Raw genomic sequence first — 26299 nt, 5'->3', positions numbered from 1 at the left:
TATTATTGTTTTTTTTAATTGCCCCTTTAAAATTTAAAAAATGAAATTCTTTAATAAAATTGTCAAAAGAGTAGTCTCATTTCCCATAGAATCTTACGATGAAAACGGAGATACTATTTCGAATTTCTTTTCGAGAAACAACTTATTTCAGCTTTCTATTTTATTTGCATCCCGAAGTTTGTACAATGATGTAAAAAAAAATAAACTTGAAAAAACAAATTTGTCGTTAGAAAAATACTTTTCGAGAGCACATTTTAATCCAATTCCTTTTGGCTTTTTTACCAGTATTGGCACGACAGAATGGAGCGATACTACTTCACTTTCAAAATCAAAAACACTCGAAGTAAAAACAGAATTTGATAATTTTTATATTACAGAAAAAACAGCCCTTTTAGAATACCAGCAATGGAAGGAGCATAACTATTTTATCAATCCGTCTATTCATTTTTTAAATCCAGAAAAAATAAGTTTTTACAAATCTCAAAAACTTCCGATTGGTTCTTATGAAACAAAATATGTTGAAATAGATTATGATGAAGACATTCAATGGCTGATGGATCGATTTGAAAACGGCGCCAGCATTGATGCAGTCACAAATGATTTACTAAAAAATGATTTTTCAATACAGGAAATAGATGATTTTTTAATGGAAATAATTCATGCAGGACTTATAATCTCTGAAACAACTTTTTATCCTTACAGTAAAACAATCTACAATCATCCCGATTTTTCTAAGCTCGTAAACAAAAACATACATGAGTTAAAGAACGAAAGTGATATTGCTCAATTTTCTGAAGCATATGTTGAGGAACAGGATTCTTTTTTATCAGACAAAGAGATTCAGAGTACATATTCGCATTCTATTACATTGTTTGAAAAAGAAAATGATTTTCTAAGTACTAAAATACAAGAACAATTAATTAAGTATGTAAAATTTAATTACAATTACAATAACAGCCATACTCCTATTACCAATGCATTACTTGAATTTGGCAATAAATTTTATCATAGTTATAATGATGGTTTTATTCCGTTAAGCAAAGTTTTTAATCCTTATTCAGGATTAAAATATACTAGTATTAAGTTAAAAACAGAAAGCAGGATTCATTCTGACATAATGACCAAAATTCTCACTGCAGCTTCTAGAGATCTACATCTTCAGAATACAAAAGAAATTGAATTTAAGAGAAATCAGCTTCCAGCAACATTCAATGTTGTATTTGAAGTACTGAACTGCAAAAAAACTGGAAAAGAAATTATTTATTGCAAGTCCGTTACAGGTACTTCTGCCATTAATTTATTATCGCGTTTTAATCATGTTTCCGAATCTCTTTGTCAGGACATTGCACATTTTGAAAAAGAGGTTTATGCTGGAAAAATTATTGCCGAGGTAAATATGATTGCTAGACCACGAGCTTTAAACATTGTTTCATCACATCAATATTATGATTATAATATTCCTATAAACACGGTTCACTCCAATAATTCAAATCCGATTTTATTGTCCGACATTTATATGAAATTCAATGGATCTCGTTTTATTCTGGTTTCAAAAAAACATCAAAAAGAAGTCATTCCCAGAGTAACTTCATCCATTAACAATGCCCTTTCAGATTCAGAAGCATATCGCTTTCTGGCAGATTTACAATCTCAAAATAATGAAATTCATCATATAAACTTCAATTTAAATTATTACAAAAACGTCTTGATTCAGTATGTGCCGCGAATTTATCTAGAAGATGACATTTTACTTTATCCAGCTCAGATACTGCTCATAAATGACAATTACACTATTGATGGATTCAAAAAGAAAGTACTGGAAACTATCCAAAAAAATAATTTCAGTAAAAAAGTATCCTTAACCGATACCAAAGGAGATATCATTATAGATGTTGAAAATGACGAGCAATTAAAAATTTTGTTCTCCAAATTGAAAACAACAAATACAATATATGTTTCAGAATGTTTGTATGAATCATTTCTTCCTGCTATTTCGCGTGAAAAAAAACATTATGCCCATGAGTTTGCAGCCAGCATTAAAAACACAGAATTTATAAATACTCAATCTGCTTTTGTACTTCCAGAAAACAATGTTTCGATTCCTCAAAACATTCCGATAGTTTCCAATTGGCTCTACTTTAATTTGCAATGCAATATTTATGGACAGAATGAGCTGCTTACAATTATTAACGATACTATTCTTTCGCAAAAAAGTATAGAGAAATTCTTCTATGTACGATATGATTATCCTGAAAATCATTTACGAGTTCGGTTCCAAACAGAATCGCAAGAAGTAAAAGATTATATTATAAAAAAAATCCATGAATTAAAGTTACGAAACATAATTCTCAACTATACCATTTTACCATATGAACAAGAAATGTACCGATATGGTGGAAATGAATTAATGCAGCTGACCGAACAAATATTTTATTTGGACAGTCTTGATACCATCACAAATAGTATTAAAAAAGATCAAGACAGCAACGAAACCATTTGCAGCTCTATATTTAAAATAAAAGAGTTCCTGCAATTTTTTGATTTTCAAATAGACGAAATGATCCGTTTCTGCGAAATCAATATCGATCAATTTTCAAATGAATTTGTTTTAGCTGCAGATCTAAAAAAAGAGCTTAATAAAAAATTTGCCGAAATAAAAAATTCTTTAGGAGAAGCTAGTGTAACAAACTTTCTTGATTTTTCTGATTTAAAAACACAAGTCGGCAATGTTTTGAATAAAAGCAATTTAGTAAAATCAAATTACCTTGTAGATCTTATTCATATGAGTATGAATAGACTTTACGATAACGATCAGCGTTATCAAGAATTCAAAAGCTACTATTTTGCAAAATTATATTTTAACAAATTAAAATTTACTCAAAAAAACAATCACGATAAAAGCGTTCACATCTTCAATTGAAATAGTACAAAAATCAATTACTTTTGTTTTTATCTAAATTTTTAAATAAAAAATGAAAATAAAAGAAATCCTGTCGGTTCTAGAAGAAATGGCTCCTTTGGCTTATGCCGAAGATTTTGACAATGTCGGGCTTTTAGTCGGAAATTCTGAAACCGAAAGCACTGGCGTTTTAGTCTGCCACGATGCTCTAGAAAATGTAATTGATGAAGCTATTGCTAAAAACTGTAATTTGGTGGTTTGCTTTCACCCTATTTTATTTTCGGGAATTAAAAAAATTACAGGTAAAAACTATGTCGAACGTGCTATTTTAAAAGCAATCAAAAATGACATTGCTATTTATGCCGTTCATACTGCGCTTGACAATCATTCGCAAGGCGTTAATAAAATTTTCTGCGATGCCTTAGGATTGATTAATAGCAAAGTTTTGGTTCCGAAAAATAATTTCATCCAGAAACTAGTCACTTTTACCGTTCCGGATAATGCAGACAAAGTGCGAAATGCTTTGTTTGAAGCCGGCGCAGGAAGAATTGGCAACTATGACAACTGCAGTTTTAATACGCAGGGATTTTTTACTTTTCAGGGAAATGAAGACAGCAATCCGGTAATTGGCGAAAAAGGAAAACTGCATACGGGAGAAGAAATCAAAATTGAAGTTGTCTTTGAAAAACATTTGCAATCCCGAATTTTAAAAGCTCTTTTTGCAAATCATATTTATGAAGAAGTGGCTTATGAAATTTATGATTTAAAGAATGCGCATCAAAACATTGGTCTGGGAATGATCGGCGAATTTGAAAATGAAATGGACGAAAAGGATTTTCTTCAGTTTGTAAAAGGCAGAATGCAGGCAGACGGAATTCGCCATTCTGAATTTTTAAACAAAAAAATCAAAAAAGTTGCTGTTTTGGGAGGTTCTGGAAGTTTTGCTATAAAAAACGCAATTCAGTCTGGAGCAGATGCTTTTTTGACTACAGATTTGAAGTACCATCAGTTTTATGAGGCTGAAAATAAGTTACTTTTGGCCGATATTGGTCATTTTGAGAGCGAACGCTATACAAAAAATTATATTGTTGAGTATCTTCGAAAAAAAATTCTTAATTTTGCAATCATTTTATCGGAAGAAAATACAAATCCAGTTAAGTACTTATAGAATATGACGAATACGAAAGAATTAAGTGTTGAGGACAAGTTAAGAGCAATATATGATTTACAGCTTATTGACTCTAGAATTGACGAAATCAGAAACGTTAGAGGAGAACTTCCTTTAGAGGTTGAAGATTTAGAAGATGAAGTTGCGGGCTTAAGCACACGTTCAGAAAAACTGAAAGGTGAACTTGAAGTAATTGAGGAGCAAATCAAAGCAAAGAAAAATGCTATTGATGAGCATAAAGAGGTGATCAAAAAATACACTAAACAACAAGAATCTGTTCGTAATAACAGAGAATTTAATTCTTTGACAAAAGAGGTTGAATTTCAAGAATTAGAAATTCAATTGGCTGAAAAGCAAATCAAAGAAATGAAAGCTTCTATCGAGCACAAAAAAGAAGTTATTTCTAATTTAAAAGAAAAACTTGATGCTAAAAGCTCTCATTTGAAACATAAAAAATCTGAATTGGATGCAATTATGGCTGAAACTCAAAAAGAAGAATTATTCTTGACTGAGAAATCTGCTGAGTTTGCTGCACAAATCGAAGACAGATTATTGGCTGCTTACACAAGAATCAGAACTAGTGTTCGTAACGGATTGGCTGTAGTTTCTATTGAAAGAGGAGCCTCTGCAGGATCTTTCTTCACGATTCCACCACAAACACAAGTAGAAATTGCTTCAAGAAAAAAAATCATTACTGATGAGCATTCTGGAAGAATTTTAGTTGATACTGCTTTAGCAGATGAAGAAAAAGAAAAAATGGAACAATTGTTCACAAAATTCTAAATATCAAATCCCGATTTAAATCGGGATTTTTTTTTGTCTTTTTTTTTGCCACGACCCGAGCGATAGCGAACTGGCGCAGCAATTGCACTAATTTTCACTAATCATTTTGTACATAATAATGTGAATAAAAAATTCGCATTAATTTGTGCAATTCGCGGCAGACCTTTTACCTTTAGAAAAAATTTTAGTTTTGGGAATTAAAAAAGGAATTCGTTTTATCACATTAAAATCCGTTGGCTCCTACATTAACTTTTTGAGTTACGTACGCCCTCAAAAAGCTGTTGAGCTTTCGTATGCGCTTTTCAGCCAGCCTAGACTGGGCAGATTAAAAAAAGAAAAGCTTCCTAAAATCTTAAGAAATACCCAAACAGAAACGTTTCATCATAACGAACATCATTTTCAAACCTACATCTGGAAAGGAAACGAAACCAAAATTCTACTGGTTCACGGCTGGGAAAGTAATTCTTCGCGCTGGAAAAAGACATTACCACATCTTCAAAAATCAGGAAGTACCATTATAGCACTCGATGCACCTGCACATGGACAAAGCAGCGGAAAAGAATTTAATGTTCCGTTGTATGCCGAATTTATAAACAAAGCGGTAGAAAAATACCAGCCCGAAATTATAATCGGTCATTCTATTGGCGGTAATGCCTGTGTTTATCACCAATATTTATTTCCAAATACAAGCATTAATAAAATGGTGGTTCTTGGCGCTCCGTCAGATTTAAAAACCTTGATCGACAATTATGTATCGATGCTGAGCTTAAACTCCAAAATGTTTTCACTGCTTGAAAACCGTTTTTTAACTCATTTTAATTTTAAACTCGAAGATTTTTCAGGACAAAAATTTGCAACAGGAATTACAATTCCAGGGTTTGTTGCACACGACGTCTCAGATAAAATTGTAGCATTTGAAGAAGGAAAAAAAATAGCCAGCAACTGGAAAAACAGCCAGTTTATTGAAACCACAGGTTTGGGACACGGAATGCATGACGAAGAATTGTATGATAAAGTACTTGAGTTTCTTTTTTCTGAAGGTTCAAGTTCATAGCCGCAAAGGCTCAAAGGCACAACGTTTTTTTTATGAAGCAGATTAATTTCCTTTGTCAGGCTGAGCGAAGTCGAAGCTCATTCTAAGAAGTCCTAAATTTTATTTACTTTTGCAGTATGGAAGAAAATCTAAAACGTCTCAATAAATTTATTGGAGAAACCGGTTATTGTTCTCGTCGTGAAGCCGATAAATTAATCGAAGAAGGACGCGTGACGATAAATGGTGCTGTACCTGAAATGGGAACTAAAGTTTCGCCAGATGATGAAGTGCGCATAGACGGAAAGTTAATTGTAGAAAAGCACGAAAAACTGGTTTATCTGGCTTTTAATAAACCTGTCGGAATTGAGTGTACTACTAATTTAGAAGTGCGAAACAATATTGTTGATTATATTAATTACCCAAAACGTATTTTCCCGATCGGGAGATTGGATAAAGCCAGTGAGGGTTTAATTTTTATGACTAATGACGGAGATATTGTAAACAAAATTCTTCGTGCAAGAAACAATCACGAAAAAGAATATACGGTTACGGTAAACAAACCGATTACAGAACGTTTTATACAAAGAATGGGAAATGGAGTTCCAATTTTGGATACTGTAACTCGAAAATGTAAAGTGGAGCAGATCAGCAAAAACACTTTCAAGATTATTTTGACACAAGGTCTGAATCGTCAGATTCGTAGAATGTGCGAATATTTGGGCTATGAGGTAACTGCTTTAAAACGTATTCGAATCATAAATATTTCGCTGGATGTTCCTGTTGGACGCTACCGTGATTTGTCTGATAATGAAATTAAAGAGTTAAACCAATTAATAGCACCTTCTAGTAAAACAGAAGAAGCAAGTTTGCCAAAACCCGAAATTCCGAGCAGAAGGACTACTTTTATCAATAAAAATGATCCTCGCTTTAGAAGAAAAAGAGATTAAATAATAAAGGGCACTAAATTTAGCGCCCTTTTTCTTTTATGAATTCAATTTATCTCAGTACTATAAACTTACTGATTACATCTTTATATTTTTCGCTCAGCGTTACATGGTGGTTCCCTTTTAAAACAATCAGATTATCACCCAAAACGATTTCCATAATTTTACTAGCATTTACAATAAAATTGCGATGGGTTCTAATAAACTGTGTCGGATCTAAAAGTTCCATTATTTTGGTCAGCGAAATAAGAATTACAAACTTTTCTGTATCGGTTATGATATTGCAATAACGATCTTCTACTTCGATGTACACGATATCTTCCATATAAACCTTTTTTAAGGCTTTCTTTTTTTTGATGAAGAGCGAATCGTTGCTTACAACCGTATTTTGATCTTCGCTATGAAAAACATTTAACTGTTCGTAGAATTTCTCTACAGCCATTTCCATAGCGTATAGAATTTCCAATTCATTAAAAGGCTTCATCAAAAAACTAAACGGTTTGGTGAGTTTGGCTCTCTCAAAAATCTGACGATCTTTAGACGAAGTTAAAAACACAAAAGGTTTTACACTGTTAGGAACAATATTTATCGTTTCCGCAAAAGTAATTCCATCTGGTTTTCCGTCCAGAAAAACATCAATCACCACAATATCGACAACATTGTTATAAAACATTGTAAGCGCTTCATTATAAGTAGATGCAATACCGACAATATTATAATTATTATCTGTAAGTACTTTTACGAGTGCATCACTTTCTGCTGCCGTGTCTTCAATAATCAGTACATTTATATTATCCATGATTTTTAAACTTTTGTAATGCAATAATAATTTTTGTTCCTACGCCCTCTTCACTTTCTATGTCCAATTTACCGCCATTTTTGTGAATCATGCTTTTACACAATTGTAATCCGAGACCAGTCCCAATGATATCGTCATTTTTCTTTTTAGAAAGCAGTACTGTATCTTTCAGCAATTCTTCTCTTGTTGCATTATTCATTCCTAAACCTGTATCCTCTATGACCAAATAGCAAAACTCTTCTGTTGAAGGTTTTGAATAAATAGAAATAGATCCGTTTTCTTTAGAGAATTTAATTGCATTGTCCAGAAAATTACGAATCGTAATTTTCACAGAATCCATATCCGCAAACACATAATCTGAACTATCAACATTGCTTTTAAAATCAATGTTTTTATTCAGCATTAAAGGTTTATAGTTGTACTCCACATGTTTTACAATCGACGACAGATGCAAAGATTCCTGATAAAAATAAGCTTGTTTCGTTTGTAACAAAGCCCAATTGAGCAGATTATCTAGTAAATTATAAGCACCGTTTGCAATTGTACTATTATTATGAAGCAAAACATCGAGTTCTGAAAAGTTTTTACTCTCCAGACTTTCCAACAATTTGCTGTTGCTTGTTTTTAAAGCATTTACAGACGAACGCAAATCATGACTTACGATAGAAAACAATTTATCTTTTGTCGCATTTAACTCATCTAATTCGTTTTTCTGCTTTAAAATAATTTTACTGCTTCTAATTTTCTGTCTGTAAAAATAAACTCCGGTTCCAAACAAAATCAGCAATAAAGCCGAAGAAATGATAAACCCATTTCTTTCGGCAATTTTTGCTTTATTTTCGGCGGCAAGAACATTGACTTCTTTTTGTTTTTGCTGTACCGCAAACTTTTTTTCCAAATCTGCAATTGCCCAAACTTTATTTTGATCGTTTAAAGAATCTTTCCAAGCTTCGTATTCTTTTCTGTAAACCAAAGCCTGGGAAAAATTCTTTCTGTTTTCTTCAACTACAGCCATGTTTAAGGTGGCAGTACGTTTAAGCTCAAAAGATTTTATTTTTTTGGAAAGTTCATAAGCTTTCTTAAAATAGGGAATTGCCTGACTGTCCTTGTATTGATCATAATAAAAAGTAGCAATATCCATGTAAGAACCAACAAGCAATAAACTATCTTTTTCTATTTCTTGCAGTTTGGCACTTTTAAATAAATACTGTTCCGCTTTGTCAAATCTTTCCAGATGTAGATAACATAGGCCAATATTATGCAGGACAGTACTATTTTTAATATCGGAAGAAAAGCTTTCTGAAATTTTTTCAACTTGTTGAAAAAATTGTAAAGCTGCATTATACTGCTTCTGTTGCAATGCAATTTCTCCTAATTTTAATTTTACTTTATGATGAAACAGAAAATTTTCTGAAATTTCACCAAACTCTTTTCTAGATTCTCCAAGCAGTTTTTTTTCCTGAAAACTAATTCCTCTAAAATAATGACTATAATCTATCAGCTCTTTATTTTTTGAACTGCTTATTGTCTTCATTGAATAGACTAGCGTCGAATCCCAATTACTATCTCTAAAAAAACTTTGAGCTTTATCAAAATTGGCGTCCTCCTTAAATTGTTCTGATTTTGCTTTAATTTCTTTATAAATCAAAGATTCTTCATTTCGCTGTATCTGAGAAAAAAGACAAACAGAAAAGAGTAGTAATAATGGAGTAATAAACAATTTAATTCTAATCATTTTACTGCTATGCATTATTTCACCTAATAGTAATAACATTAATGCAACATCGTGTTAGCAATGTTGTATTTCAATTTTAAGAATGGATTTAATTTATATTTACCCATGCTGTACATTAGTTTCAGTTCCACGAGACGAAACTGGATCTATATCCCACAAAAATGTTTGAATTGTTTTTATAGTAGCAAATGTATCTTTTCCATAAGGATACGGTTTAGCTTTAAAACTTGTTTCATAAACATCAAAATCTGGTTCTGGATCATCCAATATATCATAAGCTATAAAAAACTGAAGCTGACGCTGTCCATCAAGATCTATATACCAATTTTGATAAATATCAAAATCTAATTCATCTTCTTTATGGTCTTCATCGTCTTTTTGTCCTTTCGGTTTACGAGCAACCAAAAAAACAGCCCTAACTTGAAACGTTCCATCCTTCATTAATGTAGCCTGAACAATTGGAGAAAAAGGGATTGGTGATTTATTCTCCGGAAAACTTACCGGTAATTTTTTTGTTATTCTATTTATACTTTCAGGTTTCATTTTTTCACCTGGAGGATAAATTTTGTCTGTTGGAGAAAGCGGTTTAGGGGTAATGTTTGACATGGTGATTGTTTTTGGGTTAAATTAATAGAATAATAAAAATCTTATGATTTACTTTAATTTCTTACAGTAAAAGCAAAAAAAAGCAAGATTTTCAAGAATCAAATATAATAAAGATTTTCCTATAACTTTTAATAAACAATCGTTAAATAGCATAAATAATCAGACAAACAACTTAAATTAACGTTTTTGAAACAAATGGTTAAAAAAAATCCCATCTCGAAAGATGGGAATCCAAACAAAAACAATTCTTACTTATTCTCTTTTCTCAATAAACTCATAATACAAAGCCTTAGATAGAAAGGTGCTGTTTTGGTAAGATCGAATCTGCTTTTCTCGCATTACTTCGTTTATTTCTCCATTCAAATGATTTTTAGCAAAGTAAGCTCTACGGGCTTCATCGTTAAAATTTAAGCCGCTTAAGAAAACAGGCTCTAGGCCTTTGTTTACAGAAATATTATAATTTGTTACTATATTTCCCCAATTAATATAGCTGCAAAGCAAAATGGTTCCATAAAAATACCACACCATTTGATTGAATAGAAAAGCATTCGTTTTTTGTTTTACGATTTTATAAAAAGTTAGAATAAGTCCGATGATCGCTAAAATTAAGAAAGCATAAACCCCAAGACGTTTGTAGGTCAGTCCGAAAAAGGACACGTATTCAGTATTTTTAGCAAATGCGCTAATGATTAAGACAATATTTAAGACAATCCAGAGCTTGGCAAGCTTTTTAAGCGATGTTGCTTCTGGATCAAAATTAAAGCCTCCTTTAAAGTAAAACAGAATTACACCAACCGCCATCAGAATCGAAAATATAACGGCATTTACTCTTTCATGAGTATCTGCGCTTAACTCCGACATTTTTATTACTGTGTTTTTGATTTCAAAAAACTGCTCGTAATTATAAGTTCCAATAAATACCAGAAGCATGAGGTTTAAAAGTACCAATGTTACAACGCCGCTTTTTCTTTCAAAATCAAGATCTAAAAAAGAAAAGGTGCTTTCCTTTTTTATTTGAGAGACATTGGAAAACTCGTTATTAAGCATTGAATTGTATTGATAACAAGGTTCTGGAACCCAATAATTCCAGAAGCTAAACGAAATGTAAAATCCTAAAATCGAGATCAAGATCAGCTCTGGTAAATCGATATCTAAGGTATAGTCTGTAAATAATGACGAAAAGTGACTGCTCCCAAACGAATAGACAATAAAAAATAAACCTAAGAAAATAACTGGGATCACAACAAATGCCACGAGCTTTTTGGCAAAATCGTTATGAATTTTTCGTTCTGGAAGCCATTGATTGAATATAAAAATGCGGCCTAGAGAGGTAACTGCGTTTAAAAATATTAGTGGAAAGATCTGAAGAATTTTAAGTTCACCGTCCTGCGTTTTAAATTGCAGAAACAGAACAGATAAAGCAAAAGCCAGAAAAGAGGCAAAATCGCCGTACCAGGCAAAAGCAAACGAAGATAAAATAGAAGTTACGACTAAAACCAGATGAGATCGTTTTACGAATTTTTCCTGAAAACAGTAACTAACTAGTAATGTAAGTATTACTCCAAAAATAGAAAGATTTATTCCAGGAGTCTCATTGTAAAAAAGCAGTGTAAAGACCAAACTGCTGACGAAAATAATTTGATGTTTTTTCATGGCTATTGTATTTTTGTTTTTATTTTTAATTGAAAGTACTTTGTATTTCAAAGTTTTTAGGCAAAAAAATTTAGTTCTTAAGATTTCATTAGTTTTTCCAGATAAGATAAGTGTTCTTTAAAAGCTGCGCGTCCCAAATCGGTCACTTTATAAGATGTTTTGGGCTTTTTACCCACAAATTCTTTTTTAACCTCGATATATGCCGCTTTTTCCAGCGCAGAAGAATGACTTGCTAAATTACCATCCGTGATGTCCAAAAGCGTTTTCATCTCGGTAAAGTCTACCCAGTCGTTGACCATCAGAACGGACATTATACCCAGTCTGACACGGCTTTCAAAATCTTTATTTAATTTATCAATGATTCCCATTGGCGGTTATTTGTATTTTTTGAACATCACTAAGCCATATAAAATATGCAGTATTCCGAATCCTAAAATCCAGAAAATAAGACCATATCCTATATAAAAAAGCGAAATACATCCTAATATCAGTTCTGAAAAGCCAAGGTATTTTATATCTGAGAATGTATACTTTTCGGCATTTATTACAGCAAGACCATAAAATATTAAAGTTGCTGGTGCGATAAATCCGTAGATCCCATGATAAATTAAACCTAGACAAAATATACCTCCCGCTGCAAGCGGTACGGCTAAATTAAATAACATTTTTTTAGTTGCGGATGTCCAAATTGGTAAATTGTATTTTTTACTTTTTCTGATTGTAAAGAATATCCCAAATGTTAAAGCAAATAACAGCACTATTAAGGCAACAAGAATTAAATGAGAAACCAAATTATCAGAAAGAACAACGTCTTGTCCTCTAAAATATCCTATTCCACGAGTCTCAAGTAACATATAGGTATATAATCCGCCTATTAAAGCAGCAAGTCCGGCAAAAACTCCCGAAAGTCCGCTTAAGGATATAAATCTTGAAGAGCGCTCCATCATGGAACGAATATGTGCTAAATCTTCTTGGTGCTTTTGATTCATAATTAAAGTACTTTGCAGTACAAAGTTATTATTTATTTTGGAACAACAATAAAAAAAGGCCACTTTTTTAAAGAAAGTGACCTTAGTCTTATGTTACTCGTAAAAACTACTAATAATGTGTCCCAAAATTTTGAAATTTGTACAGTAACGAAAACATGACATAACGCTTTAAAACATTGCTTTCTGAATCAATAACAGATGTTGGCGTAATTGTTCGCGAAGTACCCAGATTTTGATTCAGCAGATCATACACTTTGACTTTGACCGTAAATTGTTCTTTAGCAAATCTGTAGGATAAACTAGTGTTCCACAAATAGAAATCTTTTTTGTAGGGTCCAGAAATGTTAGAATTATAAGTATATCCAAAGTCATTTCCAAAAACCCAATTCTTAGGCCAAAAGCTTGTCATTTCGATATTACAATTATGAGTTGTATTTGAAGTTGAACTTAAGAAAGTATTGCTATATCTAGTGTCATTATAGGCAAAATTATAGGATGGTCTGATGCTTAATAAATCTCCGTAATCATATGCAAATGCTAAAGTTGGATTCAGTCTAAATGTTTTTGCCTCATACAGCTCGCCATTTGTAAAACCTTTATCTAAATTATAATTGCTAGACATGTTTACACTCAGTCTAAAAGTATTTGCCTCTTGCTTTATGGTTTTATTCCATTCTCCTCTCAAAAGTATATTGTAAGTACCATCTACATTATCAAAAGTTAAAATTTGCTTTCCAGAGCTGTTATAGACAGAAGCGCCCACAATCTGATTGTCATAATATGCTGAAAAAAAACTAATGTTGTAAGTTGAACCCGATTGAAAATTATAACTAGAAAAACTTCCGTGTAAAGAATGAAAAGTTGCCGCTTTTAGATCTGGATTTCCTGTTCTAACAATCAAAGGATTATCTAAATTAGCCACTGCCAAAACCTGGTTTTCTGTTGGAATTGCAAATTTGTAATCATAAGTCATAAATAGGGTTTGTGTTTTTGTGATTTTATAACTGGTATAAATTGATCCATTTGGTATAAAATAATTTTTACTCAAATCAGTTGTTTCCTTTAGATATACTGCATGATTTTCAGTCTTGATAACAGAAGTTCCTGTAGCTACTGTTGCATTAAATTTCTTCGTACGAAAGGTAAAACCTGCTTTAGGGTTTACTTGAAAACTATTAAATGAACTAAAATTACTTAGTGACTCATTAAAAACATCATATTCTACAGCTTGACCATTGCGATCAAATGTTTTTTTGTCATCTGCTCTTTTTTCAAAATCTGTAATTACTGAAAAATTCACGGTCAATAAATTGGATACCGGCTCAGTATATTGAAGAGTTCCTGTATATTTATCTCTGTCATTTTTCTGGATAACATTTTGGTTACGCAAATCGTCAGGACTTGTTCCCTGAGAAAAAACTGTTACTGAATTTACCCTTGTATCTGAATCGTTACGTGAATTATCGTTTTGAAAAGAAGCCGTAAAGTATCGTCCTTCTTTCTTACTATTCGACATGATCGTAATATTATTTCTGAAATTAGTATTATTACTTTCACTTGTATTAAAAGAAGTATTGGAATTGACTAACTGCCTATTCTCATCCCAAGTTTTTTTATCGAAATTATCTGCAGATGCCCCTTTTCCTATATCAATGTTTGGTGTAAAAAAAACTCTTATGGAAGGAGAGACTTTAAAGTCAAAACTTAAATTTGCATTATGCCTATTAAGGTCCCGATGACTTTTTGAATTTGATTCAGCTGTTAAAGAACCTGTTGGAAGTAAAGTAAGCACAGACGTTCTATTTGTATTGTCCAAATTAGAATTGGTGAAATAATAATTTAAATCAGTATGACCTTCTTTAAACCATTCATCAGCGTAATTTACCCCAATCATATTCGATTTTGTTATGCCGCCACCGCCAGCTGAAGCACCACGTGCGCCATCGTTTCTTCCGCCTCCCATATTATCAAAAACATCATCCATAGTAAAACCACTGGAATTAATATTATTGGAAGAAGCCAAAAAACTAATGCGTTTTTTATCTTCAAAATAACTCATTAAAAGACTGCTTTCGTATCGATCTGCGCTGCCGTACCCGCCCAATACTTTGCCAAAAAAGCCTTTATTCTTCTCTTCATCAATTGTAAAGTTCATTGACACATTATCTGATGTTGCAGTTTGTTTGGTAAATTCCTGCTCCTTGGTTTTTGTGGCTGAAACTTGTATTTTATTTATCAACTCAGCTGGAAGGTTTTGCAGTGCTATTTTTCCATCTGCATCAAAAAAAGGTTTTCCGTTTACTAATACTTGGTTGACCTCTTTTCCGTTTACTGTTATTTTTTTATCCATATCAACAGTTACTCCTGGCAATTGTTTCAACAAGGCTTCTACATTAGCATCTGGACGTACTTTAAATGACGAAGCATTAAATTCTATAGTATCATTTTTTATACGGATGGGCGGAGCTTCTCTTTTTATAACAACTTCCTTCAACTCAATTTCACTTTTTAAAAGTTTAATAACTCCTAAATCCATATTTTGAGTGAGTTTTTCGATAGCATTAGAAAATTCCTGATATCCTTCTCCCGAAATTTTTAGAATTACATTTTGAAATTTTTCTTTGACTGCTAATTGAAAGAGTCCGTTTTTATCTGAAAGTGTATAAGAAACTACCGAAGAATCTTTTGAATGGATCAAATAAATGGTTGCGGCTTCGATGGCTGCATCTTTTTCAGTAAAAATTTTACCACTGATAACGACATTTTTTTGTGCAAAAGAAGCCGCACTGTGTAAGAGAAAAACAAAAAAACCTAGTGTTTTTATCCTGTTTCTCACTGCGGAAAATTTATTTAAAAGAACTAAATCATGAAAAAAAAATGTAGTGAAGTGTAGAGTTTTAATCATAAATATCTGCTGTATTTGTTTTAAAAGGCTTTTAACTATTTCATTTTATAGGGCCAAACTTACTTTTTAAAATCTCAAATAAATCAAAACTAAATGTTAAAAAAAAGTAAGGAAAATCAAATAATCAGCTAATTTTTTACTTATTCAAACCGTAAATTTTGAATATTTTAAGATATGATGTAATTGAATAAAATATTCGATATCGCTGCGGCTGCGTGAGGGATAGGAACTAGCTGCCGAAGCAGCGTGGATAGCCCGACCCCGAACCGTTGAGAGGGCGAATAAGCGCAAAGTAGATCTGCCCTCTCGACGGTTCGGGGTCACGCCCAAATTATAAAAACGAAAAAAGCCTATTCTTAACGAACAGGCTTTTAGAAACATTTTAATTTATTTTAGAACCATCTTCTGCGTTTGAATAACATAACTCCGAAAACGGAAAGAAGAATGGATACGAAAAGTAAAATCCAGATTCCGTATTTGCTTTCTTCCAGGCCGTTCGGCACATTCATTCCGTAGAGACTGGCGATTAATGTCGGAATCATTAATATGATAGAAATAGAGGTCATTTGTTTCATCATATTGTTCATATTATTTGAAATTACAGAGGCGTAGGCATCCATCATTCCAGTCAAGATATTGCTGTAGATATTGGCAGTGTCCTGTGCCTGATTTAATTCGATCTCGACATCTTCGAGCAGGTCTTGATCATAATTGGCTTTGTGTGCTTTAAGGTTTTTGATTCTTTGAAATAAAACGTCGTTGGCTTTTAAAGAGGTGATGAAGAATACAAAACATTTTTCGATTTGAAGCAAGGCCTGCAATTCTTCGTTTTTGATGGATTTCTCTAAATTGTCTTCGGCGAGTTTGATTTTTTGATTGATTTGCTTTAGATATTTTAAATACCAAACGCTTGACGAAAGCAGGAGTCTTAAAACTAAATTGAAATTGTCTTCGATCTCAATATTCTTACGCTGTGAATATTGTACAAAATCTGGAATAATTTCTGTTTTGTTAAAAGTGATGCTGACACAGATATCGTCTTTAAAAATTAACCCAAGCGGTACGGTATGAAAGGGAACTTTGACGTCGCCGCTTTTTACAGGAATACGCATAATGATAAGTGTCCAGCCGTCTTCGATTTCGATACGCGGTCTTTCGTCGATATCTTCGATATCATTGTAGAATGCTTCGGGAATCTGAAGTTCTTCTAATAAATATGTTTTTTCTGTTTCTGTAGGAGATTCGATGTGAATCCAGCAGTCTGCTGTCCATTTTGGAATTTCAACTAATCCGTTGTTGTTGGTGTAAAAGGCTTTCATTCTAGATACTACGAGTTTATTGCAGCACCTTGAAATCTCAATTGCTGCTTTTAATTAGATACTAACGAATAATAATCGTCCATTGTGGAGAAGTGTTTTTTAAGTGGTGCAAAAGTATCCTTTATTTTTACAAGGAAAAAGTTTAAAGTATTAATTATATATTAAAATGGGTTAAAGAAATGAGAAGTGTTCAGTATTCAGTATTCAGTGTTCCGTTTTTAGTATTCAGTTAAATACAGATTCTTGAAAAATACAAATAATTTTAACCGCAAAGTGCGCAAATATTTTTTTAGTGAATCGTCATAAAACACAAAGTTCGCAAAGCTTTATATTGATTTGGCTTTGCGAACTTTGTGTTTATAAAAAAAATCTTTGCGAACTTTGCGGTTAATAAGACTTTACAAAATATGTTTTAAAACAATATTATTTGTTTTTTGCGCTTCTCATTTTTCGTGCTAAAAGTGTATTTTTCAAAAGCATTGCAATGGTCATTGGCCCTACTCCTCCTGGAACTGGTGTAATAAAGGATGCTTTTTTGCTTACGCCGTCAAAATCAACGTCTCCTTTAATTACATATCCCTTTGGATTTGATGCGTCGTCTACGCGCGTAATTCCAACGTCTATAATTACAACTCCGTCTTTTACCATATCGCCTTTTAAAAATTCTGGAACTCCCAATGCAGTGATAATGATATCTGCATTTTTTGTGAATTCTGCTAAGTTTTTGGTACGGCTGTGTGTAAGTGTAACGGTAGAATCTCCTGGATTTCCTTTACGGCTCATCAAAATACTCATCGGACGTCCTACAATGTGGCTTCTTCCGATTACTACGGTATGTTTTCCCGCAGTTTCTACTTTGTAACGTTCTAGCAATTGCATGATTCCGAATGGTGTTGCTGGAATAAAAGTTTCCATTTCAAGAGCCATTCTACCAAAATTTGTTGGATGAAAACCGTCTACATCTTTCTCAGGATCGATTGCTAATAAAATCTTTTCTTCGTCGATGTGTTTTGGCAAAGGCAATTGTACGATGTATCCGTCTAGGTTATCGTCTTCGTTTAACTCTTTAATTTTTGCCAGTAATTCGTCCTCAGTAATGGTTTCTGGTAAAGCAACTAGAGTTGAGTCAAAACCAATCTCTTGGCAAGATTTTACTTTACTTCCTACGTAAGTTAAACTTGCACCATTGTTTCCTACCAAGACCGCTGCTAAGTGAGGCACTTTTCCTCCGGCTGCTTTTATGGATTGAACTTCGGCTGCGATTTCGCTTTTAATGTCGTTAGATGTTTTTTTACCGTCTAGTAGCTGCATTGTTTGTTGTTATTGTTTTTGTTTGAGGTTTCAGGTTTCAAGTTTCAGGTTAAACGAAACTCCTGTTTATGATATTAAAAAAGTTTCAAATTTCAGTCTCCTAATGAAACCTGAAACTTGAAACTTTTATTATTTTTTATCTCGGCATTCCTCCTGGCATTCCACCCGGCATACCTTTCATTCCCCCCATCATCTTCATTAAGTTTTTTCCGCCTGGGCCCTGCATCATTTTCATCATCTTGCTCATTTGGTCAAACTGTTTCATGAGTTGGTTTACCTGCTCGACTTTTGTTCCAGAACCTTTTGCAATTCTGGCTTTTCTTTTCACGTCGATTAAAGCAGGTTTGCTTCTTTCTGCTGGTGTCATCGAGTAGATAATGGCTTCGATGTGTTTGAATGCATCGTCTTCTATTTCTACATCTTTCATGGCTTTTGAAGCACCTGGAATCATTCCTACCAAGTCTTTCATATTACCCATTTTTTTCACTTGCTGAATCTGCGTTAGGAAATCGTCAAAACCAAATTCGTTTTTAGCGATTTTCTTCTGTAGTTTTCTTGCTTCTTCTTCGTCAAATTGTTCCTGAGCTCTCTCAACAAGAGACACAACGTCTCCCATTCCTAAGATACGCTCGGCCATACGTTCTGGATAGAAAACATCAATTGCTTCCATTTTCTCACCAGTACCAACAAATTTAATTGGTTTGTTTACGATTGATTTGATAGAAAGTGCTGCTCCACCACGAGTATCACCGTCTAACTTGGTTAAGATAACTCCGTCAAAGTTTAAGATATCATTGAACGCTTTTGCTGTATTTACAGCATCTTGTCCTGTCATAGAGTCTACAACAAACAAGGTTTCTTGCGGCTGAATTGCTTTGTGTACACGTGCAATTTCGTCCATCATTTCCTGGTCTACTGCCAAACGTCCTGCTGTATCGACAATTACAACATTGAAACCGTTTGCTTTGGCGTGTTTGATTGCGTTTTGTGCAATTTCTACAGGATTTTTATTTTCTGGCTCTGAGTATACCTCAACACCAATTTGATCTCCTACAACATGCAGCTGATTGATCGCCGCCGGACGGTAGATATCACAGGCTACAAGAAGTGGTTTTTTATTTTTCTTTGTTTTTAAGAAATTCGCTAGTTTTCCAGAGAATGTTGTTTTACCAGAACCTTGAAGTCCTGACATTAAAATAACTGTCGGATTTCCTGAAAGGTTTACTCCAGCAACATCTCCACCCATTAATTCGGTAAGTTCGTCTTTAACTAATTTTACCAATAATTGTCCTGGCTGTAATGTTGTAAGTACGTCTTGACCAATTGCTTTGTCTTTTACTTTTGCTGTAAAATCTTTAGCAATTTTAAAGTTAACATCGGCATCCAATAATGCACGACGAACTTCTTTTAAGGTATCGGCAACGTTTACTTCTGTAATTTTACCGTGTCCTTTTAATATATGGAACGCTTTATCTAACTTATCGCTTAAATTATCAAACATATCATTTTGTTTATTTGAAGTGCAAAGATAATCTAATTAGACATTTCAGGCAATTTATTTTTAAGGTTCATAGCCGCATTTTAAGGTCCATAGCCGCAAAGGCTCAAAGGCACAAAATTTTTTCTGCCGATAATTACACAAATTATTTTTCCTCTCGCAGATTTAGCAGATTGTGCATATCTATTTTAAAAAATCACCAGTAAAATCTGCCGAATCTGCTAAATCTGCGAGAGAATAAAAAAAATCAGCCGATTTTAAATCATTTTAATCCTTTAATCTGTGGCAATAAATAAAAAAGCGCAAAGAATAAACCTTTGCGCTTTTGTGCCTTTGCGGCTATAAACCTTTTTAAAATTTAAAACTGGAAATAAATAAAAGGCTGCGATCCTGCAACTGCGGTTGCGTAAACGATCCAGTATACAAATCCTAAGATTATTGCTTTTATTAGTAATGGTGTTTTATCAAAAACAGATTTCATTCCGTTGGTAAAACTTTCTGGAAGAAAATGCCAAACGTAACCGAATAACATTAATCCGAAAACATTTTTATAACCAAGTACAATTGTTTTCCAAAGTTCTGGTTCGAATGTTAATTGACCAATAGTATTGATGACTTGTAAAGCGGTTTCGAAATCTCTTGCTCTAAAAAAGATCCAGCAGAAAACTACGAAATGGAACGTGATCAGGATAGAGAAAAACCTCCACAAGAAGTTTGTTTTTTTATCTTTTTGGGATGGAAAGAATTCCATAAAAATTTTATGAACCGCCAATGCCAATCCGTGTAAAGCTCCCCAAACGATAAACTGTGCTCCCGCTCCGTGCCATAATCCTCCTAAAAGCATTGTGGTAAACAAATTGAAATTGGTTACCAATGTCTGCTTTCTTTTGCTTGAGAGTAAAAATGATAAACAGAATATAAGAATACTGCTGACCGCTACAATTAAGGGAATTATACTAGTTGTATAATTTGAAATTCCCCATAATAACAATCCGAAGAAGAATAAACTTGGAAACAAATATCCTGCAAATGATCCTGATCGATTTCCTCCAATAGAAATGTATAAAAAGTCTTTTAGCCAAGTAGAAAGCGAAATGTGCCATCTTCTCCAGAAATCGGTAATCGAAGTTGATTTATATGGTGTTCTAAAGTTTTCAGGCAATTTAAACCCTAACAATAATGCGATACCAATTGCCATATCCGAATATCCAGAGAAATCGCAATAAATCTGAATGGCATATCCGTAAGAAGCCATTAAGTTTTCGAATGATGTATAACTTAACGGGGTATCAAAAACACGATCAACGAAGTTTACCGAAATATAATTCGAGATTACTGTTTTCTTTATTAATCCTCCAATAATTAAAAACAAAGCATTGTTTACGTCTTGCTTGGTCAGATTTAATTTTTGATAAATCTGAGGCAGGAAATCTTTTGCACGTACAATAGGCCCTGCAACTAACTGAGGAAAGAAGGAAACGAAAAATAAATATTCGATATAATTTTTGGTCGGCTTAATTTCTTCACGATAAATTTCAATGATATAACTCATCGATTGAAAAGTATAAAACGAAATTCCGACAGGAAGAAACACATTGTGCAGTGCAAAATTTCCGTTGAACATATCGTTAAACGTTACAATCAAAAAGTTCATGTATTTGAAATAGCCTAAAAGTGCCAAATTCAAGATCACACTTATAACCAAATACAGTTTCTTGACTCCGTCTCGGCTTTCTTTGTAAATAATCTGGCTCAAACCATAATCTACGACAGAGGAAAGCAGCAGTAACAAAAAGTAAATACCGCTTGATTTGTAATAAAAGAAAAGTGAAAAAAGAATAACGTATGTTAACCTTAAATAAAATGTCTTGCGTAAAAAACCGTACACAAAATAAAAAACCAGAAATAAACCTAAGAATAAACCGGTATTAAATAAAAGTTTTTCGTCTGGATTGTAAACAAACCAGCTCTCAACTTGTTCCATCGTAATTGCACCAAAATTTTCAATAAACCAGTTATTGATGCTTTCTATTGTTGTCAATGTTATCTTTTTAGTTTTTATAATTATCGTACGCTTTTACTAAAGCCTCGGTAAACATTTTTCCTTGTTTTTCGTATCCTTTTTTAGAATAATGCACCCAATCCGGGCCGATTAATCCTTGGGTTTTTAGTTCCTGAATACCGCTCATACCGCCAAATTCGTCGTACAGGTCCCAAACTGCAAAGCCTTCTTTTTTGGCACTTTCAATAATATCTTTTGTATAATCTTGAATGTAGGTATTGGGTTTTCTTCTCAGCAGAGAGGGCGGCGGTGTCATTATGATGATCGGAGCGTCTATTTTTTGTGCCCGAACATTGCTGATAAACTCTCGCAGTTCTCTGATGTATTTACCAGATTCCATTTTATCGTAACTCTCGTTTGTTCCTAGAGAAAAAACAAGTAAATCTGGATGTAATGCTTTTAACTGCTCAAAAAATAACGGATATTTATTATAATCTGAATATTTGGCTCCATTCACTCCAATGCCGCTGTAAATTATTCCAGGAGCGTCTTTTTCTAAAACCAACCCGTTTAATTCAAAATCAGAAGCTTCTTTATTTGGAATAAGAAATATTCTGCTTAACGGTCCTTTTGAATTGTAATAATGTGAAAAAGAATCGGCTTGAATATCTAAAGAAACAAACTCGGACATTGAAATCGTTTTGGGCCTTGTTTCGTTTGTCGAAATTCTTAAAGTCCTTCCTGCTCGAATATTGGTTGACTTTAAATTATTTTCTCTTTTAATTTCGGCTACAGAAACATTATATTTATCGGCAATGGTACCCAGAACTTCGCCTTTTTTAATTTTATGTGTAATTACTTTCCGCTCTGTAGTCTGAATTGAATTTATTTTGGACGAAACGGCCAGATCGAACATGTTTTTATTTTGCGGCGTAATAATTTTGATTGTATTAAATTTATACGCTACATCTTTTACATTCATTTCTATAACAAATCCGCCGCTATTCCGCCAAAGTGCAATACCGCTCAAACCAACTGGATTATTCTTGTGGGGCAAGATATTACGATAACTTTCCCAAGTTCTGTTTGATTTGAAACGCTCGTTGTAAGAGCCATTTGTCTTGGCCAGCTGATACGGAAAAACTAGTCCGCGACCTGCATTTCCAAACTGATACTGTAAACGTTTCCTGATTTCATTAGTCATCAAATCTCCTTGAATATGAGAATCCCCAATATGCACAATATTGATTTTCTCATTTTTATGACTTTCATTTTCTTTTAATTGCTTAAAAAAAACGTCTAATGCTTTCGCATTGTAAATCGGATCATCAAAAGGAGTCTCTATTGAGGCTGTATCCGCTTTTTGAATCATATTTTTCGGAATTGAATTTGAGTCTGTTTTGGGCGTCTTATCGTTTGTTGAAAAAAAGAGGCAACAAAAGAAAATAATTAGTTTATGGGTCATAGGCTGTCGTTTGTTACGGAAACGGAATCGGCTTTTGCTTTCCTCACTGCTTTTCGTTTACTCACACCGGCATCTCTTTTTTCTCTGAGTATTTTATATTCGTCGTATCCTTTACTTAATTGTTCGTATAATAAATTCCCGATGGCTTTTGCACCGCGCTGGTTAAAGTGGGTATAATCTTTATTGGCTTTTGCAGGCGATTCGTCAACCCATTTGATCATAGAGCCGTCGCCTCCCATTAAAGTGTATAAATTTACAAAACCAGACTGTGTTTCTAAGGCATAATGTTTCTGCGCTTTCATTAACGGAACTACTGCCGAATCGGTTTTCATTTCCATATCGTATTTGGTCGATTTATCAGCCGTAGAGACAATTAAGATCGAAACTCCAGGGAAAGATTCTTTAATTTTATTTACTGTTTTTGTCATTCCTTTTTCGTACCAAGAATAGTTTTTGGTGCCGTAATTTAGAACATTAGTTCCATAATGCAAAATCACCAAATCGTATTTCAGACTATTATTAAAAGCCTGCATCACGTCGGCATTGAACATCGAAATTGGAAGTCCCGAATTCCCTCTCTGAGAGAAGTTATCGACATGAACACCGCTGCCGTTATCAAAATTAAATCCGTAAATCGGAATAGAATCGGCGTGGATAAAATTAGCTTTGAAAGATTTTAAACTTCCAGATGAAACTTTTAAGGTGTTTACTAAACTGTTTGGTGACAAGGTTTTTTTAATTGTATCTTTTCCGATAATAAAATTTACATTTCCAGTTCTAGACGAACGTCCGTAATATAAGGTCGGATTATCTAAAGAAGTAGAGAATTTATTCAATCCCGCTTCGAACTGAATCCAAGTAGTATTGCCTCCGTTATTGGCAAAAAACACATGACCATTTACACCAAAAGGACTAATTGGTTTCTTCACATTTAAATAGGACTGGGTTTTCCAGTTTTTAGAATATTGTGCTTTTACAGAACCGCGAGAAGCTGCAGACTCAGAAGTAATAGAAACAAAACCCACTCCGTTTCCTCCAAAACGTTCTTGATACTTCATACGAACATCTTGCACGATCAAATCACCGTCGGTCATAGAATCTCCGTAATAGGCAATTCTAACTTTGTTCTGCGGATTTTTTTCTAACTGATACAATCTTTCATAAAAATGAATCAGATATTGATAGCCTTTGTAGTTTTCAAAAGTCTCAGCCGGATATTCGATTCCGCCTGTTTCATCATAAACAATTTTTTGTTTATTAAGTAATCTTTCGCTTTTGGCAACGCTGTCTTCATCAAGAGCCAAAGAATCCTCAGCAACAGATTCTAAAAGCAGACTGTCGATTAAAATATTTTTAGAATCGAGTTTACTCTCCGAAAATATTTTGTCGGGCAAGATTTGTTTGAAACCAATAAAAGCGACAAGCGCTAAAGCTACAATTGCAAAAGACTGAAAAAAATAAGATTTTGTATTCACCTAATAATTATAATAAATATTGAAGACTGTACTCAAAAATTAAACCAATTAAATTAATGTTAATTTATTACAGAAAAAATTTGTGCAAAGATAGAATAACATTTTGTTTCTAATTCATTTTAACAAGAAACTAGAACAAAAAAAAGAGGCTAGATAAATCTAACCTCCTTATCAAAAAAAAATAAAAAAAACAAAGCTAATGATTAACTAAATTTTGAATGCATCGCATTGTATTTTAGAATGAAATAATCTTTATTGTTTTTAGATTTTTCATTTTTTAAATTATTTTAAGATAGCAGATTCCAGAGTAACATTACCTCTTTCACTTGCTTCATTTAACATAGTAAGGAATCTTACTTTATAGTAGTTTCCTGCTGCATCTTTTATAACATAAAAACGATCCGTTCTGATGCTTGGTAAAGTAGTTGGTCCCCCGCCATTTCTCCAGTTTGCACCAATTATTCTTTGATCTGTTTCAGAAACTTTAAAGTTATCTTCAACAACTTTTGCTTTTGTAAAATCAGCATATGATCCACCAGCAGAAACTAAAACTTGATAAACTTTAGCACCTCCTCTTGAGTTTGTAGTAATGAAATCAGCGTAACCATATGTTACATCACCACTGCCCATGTTTAAATAATTAGTAAATACAGTAAAGTTTAAATCCCATTTCTCTTTTGCAGGCTCAACCGAAACAGTGTTTCCAGAAGTTAGACTAAAAAATGTAAAATTATAAGCAGCATCTTTAGAAATAGTTTTTTCTGTAAAAGTAGCAGATGCTAAGTCTGCATATTGAATTTTATATCCTGTACCGTTTCTTAAAATTCTAACTTTTTTCCATCCTCTTGAATCTCCATCAACTTCAACTCCACCAGTTCCTGCAGCTTTAGTTCCTACAGCTGCTCCCATATTAACTAGATAAACTTTGTTATCAGCATCAGTAGCGGAAACTTCAGCAATAGCAGTTCCAATTCCTGCACCGGCACCAGCTAAAACTCCAGTTGGGTTATCAACAAATCCATTAGAAGCTGCTGTTGTTCCTGCACCTACACTTACATTACTATCAATTTCCTGTGGCAGAGTAATATCAGAAGTTTCAAGTTTTTTAACCGCCATTTTAACTGACCCGTTTATTATAACTCTAAAATCACTTCCTGAATAGAATCCAAAATCCCAAGCAGCTCTGTTTACTGATTTAGAAATACCAGAACTTAAATCAAGATATAATTGATTTGGCTGATTTGGCCCCCCAACACTTGCTGCTAAAACGCCTCCCGTATAAGCCGTTTCATTAAAGTTTACCTGAATCGTCTTGTTCTCACCCAAAATAGCATTAATACTATTGCTGCTAATAGTGAAAACTACATTTTTAACTTCTCCTTCGATAGCTTCTTTTAGTTTTTTGAAAGTAAAACTAACTGAAGTAGCACCTTTTTCAAAAGGAACTACAATAGTTTTTGCAGCTACAGCAGGAACAGTAGAGAAATCAGTTCCTTCTACAACAGCGTTCTCTGTGTAGGTCAAAGTTACAGAACCTGCTGTTACTGTTGCTGTTGCAAAATTAATTACAACTGGAGTTTCTGCAGCAGTCAAATTTAACGAAGCCGATGCAAAAGCAACTCCATTAAGTTCAACTGTGTTGTTATCATCACTTGAGCAAGATGCTAATGACAACACGAAAAGTGATAAAAATAATAGTTTTTTCATTTTATTGT

19 protein-coding genes are annotated in these 26299 nt (G+C 33.3%); 5 read left to right on the top strand and 14 right to left on the bottom strand.

The genetic code is table 11. The features are described from left to right. The first annotated feature begins 40 nt into the window (after positions 1-40). The 5 genes from C4F50_RS23075 (at position 41) to rluF (ending at position 6830) form a co-directional block, all read left to right on the top strand. The gene (locus tag C4F50_RS23075; protein ID WP_194140991.1) at positions 41-2920 is read left to right on the top strand and encodes a lantibiotic dehydratase; all 2880 of its coding nucleotides are present in this window, start codon (positions 41-43) and stop codon (positions 2918-2920) included. A 52-nt stretch (positions 2921-2972) separates the two neighbouring features. After that, positions 2973-4067, top strand: coding sequence for a Nif3-like dinuclear metal center hexameric protein (locus C4F50_RS23070; protein ID WP_194140990.1), 1095 nt, complete (start codon positions 2973-2975; stop codon positions 4065-4067). A 3-nt stretch (positions 4068-4070) separates the two neighbouring features. Further along, positions 4071-4850 (top strand): zinc ribbon domain-containing protein, encoded by a 780-nt coding sequence (locus tag C4F50_RS23065; RefSeq protein WP_194140989.1) that lies wholly within the window; start codon positions 4071-4073, stop codon positions 4848-4850. 190 nt (positions 4851-5040) lie between these two features. Then, a complete protein-coding gene (locus C4F50_RS23060) occupies positions 5041-5904 on the top strand; it encodes an alpha/beta fold hydrolase (protein WP_194140988.1) in 864 nt (287 codons plus the stop codon). A gap of 116 nt (positions 5905-6020) precedes the next feature. After that, positions 6021-6830, top strand: a complete 810-nt coding sequence (gene rluF, locus C4F50_RS23055) for a 23S rRNA pseudouridine(2604) synthase RluF (RefSeq protein WP_194140987.1) — start codon at positions 6021-6023, stop codon at positions 6828-6830. 49 nt (positions 6831-6879) lie between these two features. Here the strand turns inward: rluF and C4F50_RS23050 are convergent, their stop codons facing one another. The 14 genes from C4F50_RS23050 to C4F50_RS22985 form a co-directional block, all read right to left on the bottom strand. Further along, a complete protein-coding gene (locus tag C4F50_RS23050; protein WP_194140986.1) occupies positions 6880-7626 on the bottom strand; it encodes a LytR/AlgR family response regulator transcription factor in 747 nt (248 codons plus the stop codon). Further along, positions 7619-9400 (bottom strand): tetratricopeptide repeat-containing sensor histidine kinase, encoded by a 1782-nt coding sequence (locus C4F50_RS23045; protein WP_228012121.1) that lies wholly within the window; start codon positions 9398-9400, stop codon positions 7619-7621. Before C4F50_RS23045 ends, C4F50_RS23050 begins: the two co-directional genes overlap by 8 nt. A gap of 60 nt (positions 9401-9460) precedes the next feature. Further along, positions 9461-9967, bottom strand: a complete 507-nt coding sequence (locus C4F50_RS23040; protein ID WP_194140985.1) for a hypothetical protein — start codon at positions 9965-9967, stop codon at positions 9461-9463. Positions 9968-10219: 252 nt separating this feature from the next. Further along, positions 10220-11620 (bottom strand): DUF4153 domain-containing protein, encoded by a 1401-nt coding sequence (locus C4F50_RS23035; protein WP_194140984.1) that lies wholly within the window; start codon positions 11618-11620, stop codon positions 10220-10222. A 77-nt stretch (positions 11621-11697) separates the two neighbouring features. Then, the gene (locus C4F50_RS23030) at positions 11698-11988 is read right to left on the bottom strand and encodes a winged helix-turn-helix domain-containing protein (RefSeq protein ID WP_194140983.1); all 291 of its coding nucleotides are present in this window, start codon (positions 11986-11988) and stop codon (positions 11698-11700) included. Between the two features lie 6 nt (positions 11989-11994). Beyond that, positions 11995-12609, bottom strand: coding sequence for a hypothetical protein (locus tag C4F50_RS23025; RefSeq protein WP_194140982.1), 615 nt, complete (start codon positions 12607-12609; stop codon positions 11995-11997). A gap of 109 nt (positions 12610-12718) precedes the next feature. Then, positions 12719-15445: an outer membrane beta-barrel protein gene (locus tag C4F50_RS25865; protein WP_194140981.1), complete on the bottom strand. Its 2727-nt coding sequence runs from the start codon at positions 15443-15445 to the stop codon at positions 12719-12721. Positions 15446-15906: 461 nt separating this feature from the next. Then, positions 15907-16833 (bottom strand): magnesium transporter CorA family protein, encoded by a 927-nt coding sequence (locus C4F50_RS23015; protein WP_194140980.1) that lies wholly within the window; start codon positions 16831-16833, stop codon positions 15907-15909. Between the two features lie 423 nt (positions 16834-17256). Further along, complete coding sequence (locus C4F50_RS23010; protein ID WP_194140979.1) at positions 17257-18144, bottom strand: bifunctional 5,10-methylenetetrahydrofolate dehydrogenase/5,10-methenyltetrahydrofolate cyclohydrolase; 888 nt, start codon at positions 18142-18144, stop codon at positions 17257-17259. Positions 18145-18280: 136 nt separating this feature from the next. Continuing rightward, positions 18281-19645 carry a signal recognition particle protein gene (gene ffh / locus C4F50_RS23005; protein WP_194140978.1) on the bottom strand — a complete coding sequence of 455 codons (1365 nt, stop codon included), beginning with the start codon at positions 19643-19645 and terminating at the stop codon, positions 18281-18283. Positions 19646-20000: 355 nt separating this feature from the next. After that, complete coding sequence (locus C4F50_RS23000) at positions 20001-21683, bottom strand: MBOAT family O-acyltransferase (RefSeq protein ID WP_194140977.1); 1683 nt, start codon at positions 21681-21683, stop codon at positions 20001-20003. Positions 21684-21693: 10 nt separating this feature from the next. Continuing rightward, on the bottom strand, positions 21694-23016 hold the full coding sequence (locus C4F50_RS22995) for a GDSL-type esterase/lipase family protein (RefSeq protein ID WP_228012120.1): 1323 nt from the start codon (positions 23014-23016) through the stop codon (positions 21694-21696). A gap of 89 nt (positions 23017-23105) precedes the next feature. Then, positions 23106-24584, bottom strand: coding sequence for an SGNH/GDSL hydrolase family protein (locus C4F50_RS22990; RefSeq protein ID WP_194140975.1), 1479 nt, complete (start codon positions 24582-24584; stop codon positions 23106-23108). Positions 24585-24866: 282 nt separating this feature from the next. Further along, positions 24867-26291, bottom strand: coding sequence for an HmuY family protein (locus C4F50_RS22985; RefSeq protein ID WP_194140974.1), 1425 nt, complete (start codon positions 26289-26291; stop codon positions 24867-24869). Positions 26292-26299: the final 8 nt, after the last annotated feature.

Origin of the sequence: Flavobacterium hungaricum, assembly GCF_015182285.1 — a bacterium.
Lineage (GTDB): Bacteria > Bacteroidota > Bacteroidia > Flavobacteriales > Flavobacteriaceae > Flavobacterium > Flavobacterium hungaricum.
Note: the sequence above shows the minus strand (reverse complement) of the source record. Positions and strands in the feature narration are given on the sequence as shown.

Bases quoted from the DNA above. Each gene is read 5' to 3' on its own strand.
- C4F50_RS23075 (WP_194140991.1), top strand. From the start codon at position 41: ATGAAATTCTTTAATAAAATTGTCAAAAGAGTAGTCTCATTTCCCATA.
- C4F50_RS23070 (WP_194140990.1), top strand. From the start codon at position 2,973: ATGAAAATAAAAGAAATCCTGTCGGTTCTAGAAGAAATGGCTCCTTTG.
- C4F50_RS23065 (WP_194140989.1), top strand. From the start codon at position 4,071: ATGACGAATACGAAAGAATTAAGTGTTGAGGACAAGTTAAGAGCAATA.
- rluF (WP_194140987.1), top strand. From the start codon at position 6,021: ATGGAAGAAAATCTAAAACGTCTCAATAAATTTATTGGAGAAACCGGT.
- C4F50_RS23050 (WP_194140986.1), bottom strand. From the start codon at position 7,626: ATGGATAATATAAATGTACTGATTATTGAAGACACGGCAGCAGAAAGT.
- C4F50_RS23045 (WP_228012121.1), bottom strand. From the start codon at position 9,400: ATGTTATTACTATTAGGTGAAATAATGCATAGCAGTAAAATGATTAGA.
- C4F50_RS23040 (WP_194140985.1), bottom strand. From the start codon at position 9,967: ATGTCAAACATTACCCCTAAACCGCTTTCTCCAACAGACAAAATTTAT.
- C4F50_RS23035 (WP_194140984.1), bottom strand. From the start codon at position 11,620: ATGAAAAAACATCAAATTATTTTCGTCAGCAGTTTGGTCTTTACACTG.
- C4F50_RS23030 (WP_194140983.1), bottom strand. From the start codon at position 11,988: ATGGGAATCATTGATAAATTAAATAAAGATTTTGAAAGCCGTGTCAGA.
- C4F50_RS23025 (WP_194140982.1), bottom strand. From the start codon at position 12,609: ATGAATCAAAAGCACCAAGAAGATTTAGCACATATTCGTTCCATGATG.
- C4F50_RS23015 (WP_194140980.1), bottom strand. From the start codon at position 16,833: ATGAAAGCCTTTTACACCAACAACAACGGATTAGTTGAAATTCCAAAA.
- C4F50_RS23010 (WP_194140979.1), bottom strand. From the start codon at position 18,144: ATGCAGCTACTAGACGGTAAAAAAACATCTAACGACATTAAAAGCGAA.
- ffh (WP_194140978.1), bottom strand. From the start codon at position 19,645: ATGTTTGATAATTTAAGCGATAAGTTAGATAAAGCGTTCCATATATTA.
- C4F50_RS22995 (WP_228012120.1), bottom strand. From the start codon at position 23,016: ATGATTCAAAAAGCGGATACAGCCTCAATAGAGACTCCTTTTGATGAT.
- C4F50_RS22985 (WP_194140974.1), bottom strand. From the start codon at position 26,291: ATGAAAAAACTATTATTTTTATCACTTTTCGTGTTGTCATTAGCATCT.